The organism is Prevotella sp. P6B4 (genome assembly GCF_000619985.1).
Taxonomy (GTDB): Bacteria; Bacteroidota; Bacteroidia; order Bacteroidales; family Bacteroidaceae; genus Prevotella.
The window spans coordinates 22859-35460 of the sequence record NZ_JHVE01000010.1; the positions used below are offsets into that span (position 1 = coordinate 22859).

Annotated in this window: 13 protein-coding genes; 7 read left to right on the forward strand and 6 right to left on the reverse strand. The window is 43.5% G+C overall.

What is annotated here, in order from left to right; all coding sequences use genetic code 11:
- Positions 1 to 8: 8 nt before the first annotated feature.
- The 7 genes from T491_RS18060 (at position 9) to T491_RS0107965 (ending at position 5282) form a co-directional block, all read left to right on the forward strand.
- Positions 9 to 227: a hypothetical protein gene (locus T491_RS18060; protein ID WP_231480217.1), complete on the forward strand. Its 219-nt coding sequence runs from the start codon at positions 9 to 11 to the stop codon at positions 225 to 227.
- Positions 228 to 321: 94 nt separating this feature from the next.
- Positions 322 to 750: a flavodoxin gene (locus tag T491_RS18065; RefSeq protein ID WP_231480218.1), complete on the forward strand. Its 429-nt coding sequence runs from the start codon at positions 322 to 324 to the stop codon at positions 748 to 750.
- A gap of 102 nt (positions 751 to 852) precedes the next feature.
- Positions 853 to 1818 carry a carboxymuconolactone decarboxylase family protein gene (locus T491_RS0107945; RefSeq protein WP_197018829.1) on the forward strand — a complete coding sequence of 322 codons (966 nt, stop codon included), beginning with the start codon at positions 853 to 855 and terminating at the stop codon, positions 1816 to 1818.
- A 9-nt stretch (positions 1819 to 1827) separates the two neighbouring features.
- On the forward strand, positions 1828 to 2862 hold the full coding sequence (locus T491_RS0107950; protein WP_028903426.1) for an aldo/keto reductase: 1035 nt from the start codon (positions 1828 to 1830) through the stop codon (positions 2860 to 2862).
- 719 nt (positions 2863 to 3581) lie between these two features.
- Positions 3582 to 3881 carry a type II toxin-antitoxin system HigB family toxin gene (locus T491_RS0107955; protein WP_028903427.1) on the forward strand — a complete coding sequence of 100 codons (300 nt, stop codon included), beginning with the start codon at positions 3582 to 3584 and terminating at the stop codon, positions 3879 to 3881.
- Positions 3882 to 3897: 16 nt separating this feature from the next.
- On the forward strand, positions 3898 to 4260 hold the full coding sequence (locus tag T491_RS0107960) for a type II toxin-antitoxin system HigA family antitoxin (RefSeq protein WP_028903428.1): 363 nt from the start codon (positions 3898 to 3900) through the stop codon (positions 4258 to 4260).
- A gap of 47 nt (positions 4261 to 4307) precedes the next feature.
- Complete coding sequence (locus T491_RS0107965; RefSeq protein WP_155950077.1) at positions 4308 to 5282, forward strand: hypothetical protein; 975 nt, start codon at positions 4308 to 4310, stop codon at positions 5280 to 5282.
- 80 nt (positions 5283 to 5362) lie between these two features.
- On the opposite strand, the gene T491_RS16020 is transcribed toward T491_RS0107965, so the two are convergent.
- The 6 genes from T491_RS16020 to T491_RS0108000 all read right to left on the reverse strand — a co-directional run bounded on the left by T491_RS16020 (position 5363) and on the right by T491_RS0108000 (position 12437).
- Positions 5363 to 6700, reverse strand: coding sequence for a hypothetical protein (locus T491_RS16020; protein WP_051523044.1), 1338 nt, complete (start codon positions 6698 to 6700; stop codon positions 5363 to 5365).
- A 269-nt stretch (positions 6701 to 6969) separates the two neighbouring features.
- Positions 6970 to 8172, reverse strand: a complete 1203-nt coding sequence (locus T491_RS16025; protein WP_197018830.1) for a DUF3987 domain-containing protein — start codon at positions 8170 to 8172, stop codon at positions 6970 to 6972.
- A gap of 11 nt (positions 8173 to 8183) precedes the next feature.
- A complete protein-coding gene (locus tag T491_RS0107985) occupies positions 8184 to 8540 on the reverse strand; it encodes a helix-turn-helix domain-containing protein (protein ID WP_028903431.1) in 357 nt (118 codons plus the stop codon).
- Positions 8541 to 8674: 134 nt separating this feature from the next.
- Entirely contained in the window at positions 8675 to 9529 is an 855-nt protein-coding gene (locus tag T491_RS0107990) for a hypothetical protein (RefSeq protein ID WP_028903432.1), read from the reverse strand.
- 173 nt (positions 9530 to 9702) lie between these two features.
- Positions 9703 to 10815, reverse strand: coding sequence for a site-specific integrase (locus T491_RS0107995; protein WP_028903433.1), 1113 nt, complete (start codon positions 10813 to 10815; stop codon positions 9703 to 9705).
- 113 nt (positions 10816 to 10928) lie between these two features.
- Positions 10929 to 12437 carry a helix-turn-helix domain-containing protein gene (locus T491_RS0108000; RefSeq protein WP_197018831.1) on the reverse strand — a complete coding sequence of 503 codons (1509 nt, stop codon included), beginning with the start codon at positions 12435 to 12437 and terminating at the stop codon, positions 10929 to 10931.
- Positions 12438 to 12602 lie beyond the last annotated feature (165 nt).

Sequence of the window (12602 nt, forward strand, 5' to 3'; positions counted from 1 at the left end):
CGTAATATATGAGACATTTTTTACTATTTATGACAGCTTTGCTGCTGACCTGCTGTTCGTCGGACAGCGAGGTGAAGGCAGAGACAATTCAGTATCAGGCCCACATGGCCAAGACGCTAATTGTGTATTACAGCTACACGGGCAACTGCAAGGCGATAGTGAACAGCCTGGCCAGTCAGATTACGGCTGACCAATTGGAGATTCAACCCGCAAAGGAAAGGACTTAGGTATGAGGCGAACAACTATGCCCTGGGTACGCAACTGCTGAACGCCATTAAGGCGAATCCCAACGATGCAAGCAGTTATCCAGCCATCGACCCCGTGACTGTCAGTATCGATGATTATCAAAATATCATCATCGTGACTCCGCTCTGGTGGAGCCAGATGGCGGCTATTATGCAGACCTTCCTCTTCCAGAACAGAACAAAATTGGCTGGCAAGACGGTGGCGATGATTGTGTCGAGTCATTCGAGTGGTATCAGCGGCGTAGTGGCAGATGCCCAGCGATTGCTCCCCAATGTGACATGGGCAGGTGATGCGCTTTGGATTAATGCCAGCAACCATTCAAACCGCAATTCGCTGATTGAGAACTGGCTGCCGACACAGAACTTTCATTCATCTACGACAGGAATCAGCCATGTTGAGTCTGACGTAAAAAAGTCAAAGGTCTATACGCTGCAGGGCACTCTCGCTCTGGTAGGACAAAAGGGTATTGTGATTAAAGACGGGAAAAAAGTTGCGATTAAGTGAGAGAAATGAAAATTCATTTTTATTTCCGAACGTGAGCAAGTTCAACAAAGTTAAGATTATCAGATGAAAAGAATAGTAACATTTATAATAGCAGTAATGACTATGGCAACAATACAAGGTCAGACGATGACCGAAAGACAAAAGGGATTGGCAGCATGTGCCTGCCTGATGGCACAGGGTGAATTGGAACGGTTGGAGCCTGCCGTGAAGATGGCACTCGACAACGGCGTGACTATCAATGAGCTGAAGGAGGCTTTTTCACAGCTCTATGCCTACACGGGCTTTCCACGCTCGCTGAATGCATTAGGCGTTCTAAATAAGGTGTTGGATAACAAACAGCCCTCATGGCAGGAAGGAAAGCCTTGGAAACGTCCTGAAATATGGGATGACGCTGCAAAAGCTCTGAAGCAAGGTACAGAGGTGCAGACGAAACTCTCTGGCCGTTCTTTCGATTATAACTTCTGTCCGCAGGATGACTACTATCTGAAGTCGCACCTCTTCGGTGACATCTTCGCCAGCGACCAACTCTCTACTGCTGACCGCGAGATAGTGACCGTTGCTGCCCTGAGTGGTCTCGAAGGTGTTGTTTCACAGTTGGCTGCCCACAAGCAGGGAGCCGTGAACATGGGCAATAGTCAGGAACTGGTTGATGAACTCTGTGCCTGGCTCGACAGCGAGGGGTATACCTTGCGCAGCAAATGGCCGAAAGGCGCCCCGAACCCTTACGGCAAGTATTTCATCGGTCAGAGTTATCTGGCTGACGTTGGCGGTGGTGTTATAAACGTTACCTTCGAGCCTCGCTGCCGTAACAACTGGCATATCCACCACAAAGCAGTACAAGTACTCATCTGTGTCAGTGGTCGTGGCTGGTATCAGGAATGGGGCAAGGATGCCGTCGAGATGACTCCTGGGATAGTCATCGCCATTCCTGCAGAGGTAAAACACTGGCACGGAGCCGCCAAAGATTCATGGTTCCAACACCTTACTTATCACCGTGATGCTCAGGAAGGAGCCTCGAATGAGTGGCTTGAGCCTGTGACTGACGAAGTGTATAACAAACTGAAATAAGATATAATAATGGAATACGTAAAACTTGGAAACTCAGACCTCAACGTGTCGCGCATTTGCCTCGGCTGCATGGGCTTTGGAGATGCCAGTATCGGACAGCACTCGTGGACGATTGGCGAAGAGCCGACACGGGAAATCATTCGTCGGTCACTCGACCTCGGCGTGAACTTCTTCGACACGGCGATAGCCTATCAGCTGGGCACTTCGGAGCAGTTCGTGGGCAGGGCGCTGAAGGATATGGCACGCCGCGAAGACGTGGTGGTGGCCACGAAGTTCCTGCCTCGCACAGAGGAGGAAATCACGAACGGCATCGATGGTCGGCAGCATGTACTGAGCAACATCGACAGCAGCCTGCAGCACCTCGGCATGGACTATGTGGACTTGTACATCTACCACATCTGGGACTACAAGACACCGGCAGAGGAAATTCTGGAGGGCATGAACGAGGCCGTGCATGCAGGCAAGGCACGGTATATCGGCATCGCCAATGCCTACGCCTATCAGGTGGCGAAGATGAACGCGATGGCCGAGAAAAACGGTTGGGCAAAATTCATAAGTGTGCAGAACCACTACAACCTGATTATGCGTGAGGAAGAGCGCGAGATGTTCCCGTTCTGCCGCGAGGAGAGCATTGCCATGACCCCATACAGCGCACTGGCTTCCGGCAAGTTGGCCAAGCGTCCCGGCGAGACTTCGAAGCGACAGGCCGAAGACTCGTTCATGCACTTCAAATACGATGCCACCGCTGAGCAGGACAACCGCATCGTGAATCGCGTAGTGGAACTGGCCAATCGCTATGATGTGGAGATGACTCAGATTTCCCTTGCCTGGTTGCTGACCAAGGTGGAGTCACCCATTGTGGGAGCCACCAAGCTGCACCATATCGAAGGTGCCGTAAAGTCGCTTGATGTCCGTCTGACCGCCGATGACATCCGCTATATAGAAGAGCCATACGTGCCCCACAACCTCTCAGGTGTGATGGCAGTCAACAAGCCAGCCATGAGCGAAGATCCTGTATGGGTAAAGGCTGCAAAGAACAAGTAAATAGAAGACAATATGAAACTGATTACAGTTATTTGCACGGCATTAATGGCATTCAGCCTCACGGCTTGTGCGCAGAAACAAGAAAAAAATGGCACAGACGTACTATTTTGTTAAATTGTTTAACAAATGTCGCTAAGAGCAATCTATGAATTGATGCGATTTTAGAATCTGCAAACATCTGCAAATATGGGGTGTAAACAACCCTGAAAATGAGTCTCAGATATTTGCAGATTTTTGAATGTTTTTTCCATCACTTCTGACGAAATCTTATGCAGAATGTAATAATAAAACTTGATTAGCAAATGTGTTAATCTGCTGACCTATAGGTAATTGCATTTAATCTTGATTAATTCTTACTTACTTGTTAAAATACTCTAACAAAGCGATGTAATAGCCTGTGTATCAATTAGCTATAATCTACTTTCCCACGCAATATCTATACAGTGTTGATAATCTGTACTTTATGAGTTAAACCGTACAAATGAACTTTGGGAAATGGAATTTCGCGATTCCCATCCCTTTAGTTCATAGGCAGGTCTTCCACTAAACTCGCCCTTCTCACTCAGAAGAGTATCATCATCTGTTCTGCACTATTGCGCTGCAAAGATAATCAATAATCACAAGATAACAAAGAAATTCGAAAGAAAAATCCTAAAAAACAGAAAAAATGAGCGATATTCTTTTGAATTTCAAAATTATTTCGTAAATTTGCACCCAATATGAGGATAGTATCACATAGGCGATTAGTTGAGTTCTATAGTTCAGAAGGACATGGAGACGCTCAGGCTGCACTTGAACGATGGTATAACATCGCAGAAAATGCAGAGTGGAAGAACCTATCGGATATAAAGGCAGACTTCCCCACAACAGACTACGTTGGGAATCAGCATTATGTCTTTGACATAAGAGGCAACAAATATCGACTTGTTGTGGTCGTAAAGTTCACAATCGGGCATATCTTCATCCGATTTGTGGGTACTCACAGTGAATATGATAAGATAGATGTTTCAACGATATAATATAGGAGGTACAGATATGGCAAAGATTACGAAAGAGCAATATGAATTCGCATTGGCACGGATTGAGGAACTGTTGCCGATGGTGGATGACAACACGCCAGCCAACGACCGTAATGCTGTGGAGTTGACAATGATGTCTGATGTTGTTATTGGCTACGAGAAAGAGCACTATCCTATAGGCAAACCTACTGTAGCCCAGTTGATACAGCTCTCGCTCGACGAGAAGAAGATGAGCCAGAAGCAGTTGGCTACAGAGATTGGGGTTAGTCCTTCACGCATAAGCGACTACGTCTCAGGAAGGGCAGAGCCTACGCTGAAAATTGCCCGTCTGCTCTGTGTCACTTTAGGAATAACGCCAGCTGCAATGTTGGGCTATTAATCAATAGTGTATGATATGACCCTATGTCAAATCATAAAAGTAAGCGTATGAAAAGATTAATGATTTGCTTTTTGATGGCAATGTCAAGTATTGCTGTGGTTTGTGCACAAAACCCATTACCTTTGTTAAAAGAAGGTACAAGAGTATCAATTCCTCTAAACAAAAAAGGCACAAAAGGTCTTGATATATTTGTAAAAAGTATGACATATCGAGATAGTACCGATCGTTCTTGTCAAGCAGATATTATTTTAGTATTTACCAGTCGAAATGAAAAAATTCATTTTGGTAGATATAAGGATATTTTCGGGAGTTCGCAAGTAGACTACAGGTTTGCGTTTAACATGTTTAATATTGATGGCATCCTTCCAAAGAATGAAAGTTTTGAAAAGAAAGTATCAATCTGGCTTAAGGAAGGAATATACAGAGATTCTATATTAACAACATTGGATGGTAAAAAATTGATGTATATACCTTCATATGATTCGGAAGAATTTATTCAAAAGGAAAAGGCTAGAAAAAGGGCTGTGGAATTGGCAAATAGAGCAAGATTAGATTCAATTAATAATGCTAGATTAAAAGATAATAATGAAATACAGGAAAGACGTGAAAAGTTGTTGACGCCAGAATATCTAGCAAACTGGGTTGGAGCAAGTTTCTTTACGAAAGAAAATATAGAAAAAGATTGTGATGTTTATCCAATGGCATACTCAGGGGGTAAAGTGTTTTATGATTTTCCACAGTGTCCTGTCACGATGGAGTTTGCAGATCACCCCCAAGTATGTATATATGTTAGTTTTCGACTTTTCGGAGAAGATGGATATCAGTTTCGTACCCAACTCCTTAATTTCGGATATAAACTAAAATCTAAATCCAATGCATTAGTTGCGGAAAACAACTTTGGGGATTTGACAAATGGGAAGGTGTCTGTTTATAAGTATCCCCTTAAGAATGGAGGATATTCAGTATGTAAGATTACTGAAGGACAGGCATTTATGTTTGAGTTTTATAGGTCAAAGCATTAAAGTTATTGTATCGCGATATCACTAGTGTCTCGTCTTAACGGGACACTAGTGATTCAATTATATGTGAATGTAAGGTAGTATCATCTATATGATCTCCCTTTCCTTTCTTCTTCATTCATGTCGTCAATGTCATCATAGTTTCCACGTTTGCGTGGGTTATTATCACCATTAGATGATGGAACAAAAGTGGAACTGGAGTAGAGCTTCATGTAGCTGAATATTGTTTTCTCTATGAGGGATATAGCAGCGGAGCGTTTGTCGGGTCTCGAAAATTCTTTACGGATATAGGCTTCGATGCGTGGCTTGTGGTATTTGGCTATAACCTCTTCTTTCGTCAAACTACCGTTTTTGAAAGCCACAAAGTCCTCGTTGCTCATTTTCTCCTTGTATTCCTTGGAGCCACCTGTAAACTTCATCATGATATGGCACTGCCCCTGTTTGTCCTTATAGGCATGGGTGGCTTCTACATCGATGAAGGAGGGTAGGACATAACGTTCTGGATATGCCTTGCGCTTCAGATCCATGTTTTCTTTACGTAGGCTGTCAATCTCCTTATGAGCCTTCTCGTTTAGGGCTGCACTCTGTTTATTGTTGTTACGCAATAGCTTGTTTTCATCCCTTAAAGCCGAAATGACTTTTTGATCCTGTTCGTGTAGTTGCTTCCGTCGCTCTATATCCGCCTGAAGTTGCAAGACTTTTTCAGTCAGTTGTTCCACTTGTTGCTGAAGTTCGATGTTCAATGGGTCTGCCTTTAGATCCTCTACGAGTTGGTCGATTTTCTTGTAGAGTGCATTCTTAGCATCCTTGGAGAGAAAAGACTTGCGGACAAGCGACCTAAGGGAAGAGATATTTTCAAGAGCTTTTTTCTCCTTGTACTGTATGGCATTGAGGTGTTTTACGTTAGAACTGCTGCCACGTTCCATCTTGAGACATTCAGCCGCGACGGTCTGCATTCTTGAGGTATCCGGACGTCCCAGACGTAGTGAAGTGCCGTCATCGTGTGTCCAATCTGCCACAAAATGAGCATGCAGGTTCAACTTCGAAGGGTCAGGATTGGTTTTGTTGAAACCTTCATCCCTATGGATATGAATCTGAATACACTTGATGCCAAACTCTTTTTCAAGTTGCTTTGCCAACAGTTGCAGGTCAGCCATCGTAGTATCAGGCTTGATGACGACAGCTGCCTCACGGATAGGAGCTGCTTTTGCCTGCATTTTCTGTCCAACGGTGGCCTTATAGCGTTCTGCGATTTCTTTGCGAATATCTGATAAGGTCTTTCCTGCGTATCGAGGATCAACCCAGTGTTCGTTGTTTGGTGTAAGTTCGTTGATGACATAATCAAGTTCTTTCAAACGCCAATTGTGAATCTCGCACCCTGGCTTAATAGGGTCGAAATGTATACATGTCTTTTTTGCCATATTGTTTTTCTTGCTTTAGTGATTGATGTTTCAAAAGATGGGGTCAAGGGGCGAAGCCCTTGTGGAAAGGTTCTTAGGGAATGCTTCCCTGAGCCCATGTGCACTCTTTAGGGTGCTAGTGGGCTACCACCCTTCTAAGGAAGAGTGGCAGAGAACTCCTGCGGAGGGCTTTTGTCTGCCATATTCGATGCAAAGGTTGCGAGGTTGCGGCTTTTTGATGTGTATGTTGTTGATAACCAGTGCATAACTTTAAATTTTAGCGCAACCTGTCAACTTAGGTCTTTCTTGTTGACCGCCTTGCTCACATACTGGCGAGAACAGCCCAGAGCATCAGCCAGTTTCTGTAGATTAACCTCACCGCCATAGGTGTTATAGATAATCTTCAGGCTTTGTTCCTTGGTGTAGCCCTGATACATTCCACCGCAAATCTCCTGATAGACCTTCTCGGCAGCACTCTCGAAATAGAGCATACACTGAACTGAGTGAATCATTTCATCACCAGAGATAATATCTTTCTGATAGTAATCAAAAGTTTTCTCCCATAACAGATGGGTGACGATAGTCCAACGGAGGATGATAATCTGCAACTTACTATAGACATACTGCATGTAGTCATCGGCTGAGGACTTTTTGTCTTGCAACATGTTGTAGTAAGTGCAATAGAAATCTTTAGCCTCAGGGGAAAGGGTTAGTTCCGTTGGCTCTACCTTCAACAGTTCCCTTATGAAATCAGTCCAGTAAGGCATAATGCTTTCAGAGAGTTGTTTGTCTGAATAGTACGTGACTGGAACCTTATCGGGGTAAACAAATAGAATACGCTGGTTAAAGCCACTGACCATCAACTGAGGATTGCCGAATGTCGACTTTAACAGCCCAGGTTGGATGCCGCCAAGAATATCCAGGAATGGCTCTCTGATGAAAACTGGGTCTTCCGTTTTACGGTCGATGCAGAAACTGGTACTATCCCAGATGGAGAGCATGTTACTGATGATGCCACTACGGTTATAGCGGTCAAAGTCGTCTATCATTCCTTTGATCTCATCACGGTATATCATCTGTGGCATAAAGGATAGTGCTTTGTAGATAGCTTCAGGGGTGGTGTCAGTGAGTGACAGCTTCTTACAGATGGGTTTCGGTTTGTTGGCTCCATCGTCCCTATCAGTATTTCGTAGTTCTTCATAATATGCCATCACTGCTTCTTCGTTCAGTTCATTGATAGGCTTGTATAGCATCTTCACAGGGGCACTCTTATTGCTGCCGCTGGGTGCTACATGACATATCCACATAGAGGGATAGTTTGTGTATTTGCCGTCAAACAGTTTGATAGACTTGTTGACGGCAATACTCACAATGGCATAGATGGTTGTGATAACGATGTCTGCATCACACTGATAGACATCAACAAAGTTCTTGATGATGTCTTGAATCTCCACCTGCAAACACTCAAAGGGTAAACATTGCTGGTTAATCATAGTACAGGCCATTAGCGGTTATTACTTGGCAGATGATGAACTCGCTGCCGAATCTCTTTCAGCATCTCCTCGGAATTGATGCCATAGCAGTCTTGTTTCCCTCCCTCAATCCATTTATAGAGTTCATCCTCGTAGAAGTAGAGTTTGTTACCTCTTTTGTAGTTGGGGATGATACCTTTACGGGCATTGGCGTAGATGGTGGGCTTTGCCTTACCGGTAATTCGCATGGCTCCTTGAATGTCGGTGAGGACATGGCGGTTAGATACTGATGACTGCTCAATAGGAGTAGTCATTCTAGACAACTCATAAACGAGTTGGGTAAGCTGATCGACTTTCTCTGTCAGATTCTGAATTTGTTGTTCTATCATTATTTTGCCTGTCCCTTTAGTGGAACATCGCTGCAAAGGAACAGGGTTTATCAACGGTATATCCAAATACCGCTATAAACTAAAATAAACTGGGAATAAACTATACTGTTGAGCTTATTCCCAGTGATTGTTGATTATATTTGTTTGATAAGTTCTTCTGTAATATGACCGCCGAATTTCTTCGATATACTGCGGTTGTCACCCCAACATACTTTAGGGATTGGAATAGATGGATTTTTCGACTCGCTTGAAGTCAACTTTGTTGTAACGGTGCTGAATTCTACCTCTCTCAACTGGTTGGGGAATACTTCTTTTATGAAAGTCGCTCCAAAGACATTAGACTTTTTGAGGAAGAACTTCACGACAAAGCCAATGTGGTATATGTCTTCTGTATTAAGAGAACTGAATTTTGATGTAGCCTTAACCTCAAAGGGAAGACGAGTCTTACGTCCATCCACAATCAGATCTAATGCCCGATTATCAATAGCCAGGTAAATATCCTCCAATACTATCTGGGCATCCTCAACGGGCAGATTCTTCCTTACGTATTTCTCCACGTAAGTATAGTAGAGTTTCTTATACATCGCAGTCTCTTCTTGCTGGGCTTTACTAATCGTTTCAGGAACAGAAGGGGAAAGAATTGGTGGTACTTCTTCCACCTTATTATATATATTAGGCTCCGCTGTATGATATTCTTCTGAAGGCTTGCTTTCTTCAACGAAAGTAGCTGGTGGTGGGAGAAGAAGTAACTGTTTGGCTGGCTTTTTCTTTCCCTTTAGCCTTTTCAAGCTATCTGGCATAACGTATAAGCCGAAATACAACATTGCAGAAATACAGCCTGTTCCCGTCACATAGTAAAGGAAACTAGGGAAAAACAGCATGTCTCTGTACTGAACCCAGTACACAAATGGTAGCGTCATTGCTAAAGCAGGCCCAATTATAATAGTGCTTGCAAACAGTGTCTTGTGAAAATACTCGTCGATATTCATAACTCGTTATCCTAAAAAGTTGACTGCAAAGGTACTGCTTTTTAGTGATAACGAGTAATGATTTGTGCTAAAAATATACTTTTCATTCACAAAATCAAGTCTTATCCTTTATCTCATAATTGCCTGAGACAAAGGATGATAGGAGTTGATAGTTAATGATTTCGTATGCTCTACTATTTCAGAGAAATGAGTTCAGAAGCCTTGCGCTTGTTGGCATCGTTTAAGTCTGCATATATCTGTGTCGTGGACACATTCTTATGACCAAGCATCTTCGAAACAGTATAGATGCTGGTACCCATACTTACTTCAAGGGAGGCAAAAGTGCGACGCAAGCAGTGGAAGGTGATGTGCTTGTCTATGCCAGCTGCCTTTACCCATTCCTTCAAAGTATAGCTTACAATACTGTAGCTGAGTTTTTTGAACACCGTACCCGTACTGCGTTCACCGCAAAGCTCATAGGCTTCATTGCTAATAGGAAGAGTTTCTTCGGCACCAGTTTTCTTGATGCGATACTGGATTACATAACCACCATCGTTACCAATACGAAGATTTTCCCACTTCAGTCTTAGAACGTCACTAATACGTAAGCCTGTCAAACCCGCAAACAGTGTAGCCTGTTTTACTGCAGGAATCCTGCATGGTGTCTTATTCAATTTCTTCAACTCACCAAGAGTAAGCGATTCCTTATGGGTATCAAGAGTGTCAATCTTGTCAAGATACTCACTGATATTCTCGTTCAGCCACTTCTCCCTGTAGGCATGATACAATAGTTCTCTGAAGGTAGAATAGTAGCTGGCAGCGGAATTCTGACTAAGCATCTGTTTGGTGTGCTTCAGTTGATGGGCATTGAGAAGATACTCACGGAATCCACGGCATAGTTCAATAGTGACCTCGCCAAAGGTACATTTGCCGTTGACGTACTTTGAAAAATGCTTGTACACAATGCCCCATCTGTCATGCTTTACTCTACATTTCTCCTTGAAGTAGGTGAGGAAGTCAGCCTTTTGCTTTGTCTTGTCGAGGAATCCGAACTGCTCATTGATGAGCGACTGCACACGAATGCATCGAATACCTTCTGCCTTCATGCGCATGTCCTTATTAAACTCCATCTCCATCTGGTTCTTTGGGCTGGCATAGATGTAAATACCCAGATACTCGCGTCGAGACGGCTTCATGGTTTTGGGGTTACGGATTGCAGGATAGTAATCCAGATAGAGTGAAATCATTCCGTTTTTGAGCTTAGCCTGGCGAACGGTTACCTTGGTGCAAATGTTACTTGTGTTCATAATACTTTAATTTTTAATGCGTTATACTTCTGTTTTGAAAATCTGGCTGCAAAATTAGGGAGTGTATCGTCAGTATATCTTTATACCGCCATAAACTTACAATAAACTGGATTTTAGGATGGATCTGTTGGCAACTCATCACATTTAGCCGGTACAATACCTTGCTTCCGCTCCTCAATGATACGGTTGAAATCATGTAAACTGAGTTTGATGAACTTGCCACACCTCTTCTTTGGCACATGATAGAAGCGGATAACCTCTCTTACCTGATGGACTGTCATCTGATACATGTTCATCAGTTCCTCAACGGTCTTGAAATCATCCTCAGGTTGAAGGATGTTCTTCTCCTTGTCAACATGCAGTTTGGAGTAGTAGGGCTTTGTTCCGACATACTTTCGAGGGATATGATGCTTGCAGACGAAGGTTGTGACTTGCTTGTAAGTCATGTTGTATTTCGATTGGATTTCTTCGCTGGAGTACCATTCTGTCAGTTCTGGGGTAGGATTGTCCTTGATGAAATAGTTGTCGATACCAGCTTTGGGGAAGCATTTCTTATCCCCAATAGTAAAGACATCTATGTTCTGCGCTTTGGCAATACGGTAGATGGTCGTTTCCTTGACCTTGTACTTCTCAATAATCTCATCAATGGTGTAGAAAGGACTGGGTTCTTGTGGCTTGGGTGCTTCAGAGAGGTGGCTTGCCTGATATCGTTTTACGAAGGCATCCCAGTCAGTCCTCAGTATCAGCAACAGTCCGTTGACCCTCTTCACTCTCAGTTCTTCGTTCTTGACATAGTAACGAACTTGGGATGTTGAGAAACTGCTGCTTTTGACAATGTCCTGAACGGTGTAGTAGTTGCCATCTGGTATTTTGGCAAGTCGTTTGAGGTTGTCAATATGGCTCTTAGAGAAGTAAGTGACGTTCTGAAACTGGATGCGTGGCACATTATGGCGAAGAGCATACTTGTTTAGAGCTGCACGCTTCATCCCATAAATGTCCTCTATCTGCTTGGCATTATACCAGTCTTTCAGGTCGTATTGCACGAGCAGTTCTGCGAAATGCACGTCAACGTCTTTCTTTTTCCAGAAAGTTCTTCTACCTTCAATGATTTGGGGAATACCGAACTGTTCGCATCTGCGGAATACCGTTCGCTTACTGATTTTGAATTTCTCCATCATCTCTTTAAGGGAATAATAGTCATTATGAGTTTTCTTTCCCTTTTGGATGCTGCCTCGCTTCTTATAGGATGGGGCATCATCGAAAAGTTTTTCAATGTCCCTCCTTCTGATGATGGTCTTTCCTCGAAACTGCTTTGCTTTCAGTTCTTGCAGCCCAAGATAATTGTAGATAGTACTTCGGCAAACGCCCAGAAGCTCTGCAGCCTCTGTAGGAGACAGAAACTGTTTATCCTTCAGCGTGTCATTGAACTGCTTCTTCTCGTCAACTCTTCTTGATAAGGTACTCAAATCGATAGTGCTGTCGGGAGGTGTGCACTTGCCTGATTGCACATTTCTCTTGTACCTATAAGCCTGATTGCAACATTTACTGCTGCAAAACCTTGCTGTGACCATCTGACCAATGAAGGTCTTATGACACCATTCGCATTTCTTAACTATTTCCATATGTCTATTTTTGTACGTTATTATTCCTGTTTTCTGTCCAAGTCTGTCTAAATGTGTCCAAATGTGTCCAAAGTGTGCCACGCGAGGACATCGTTTAACAATCCAATGGTGTCCAACGTGTGCCAGTCGGAGACATTGAGTGAGCATGTGCCAACGTTGGGATTT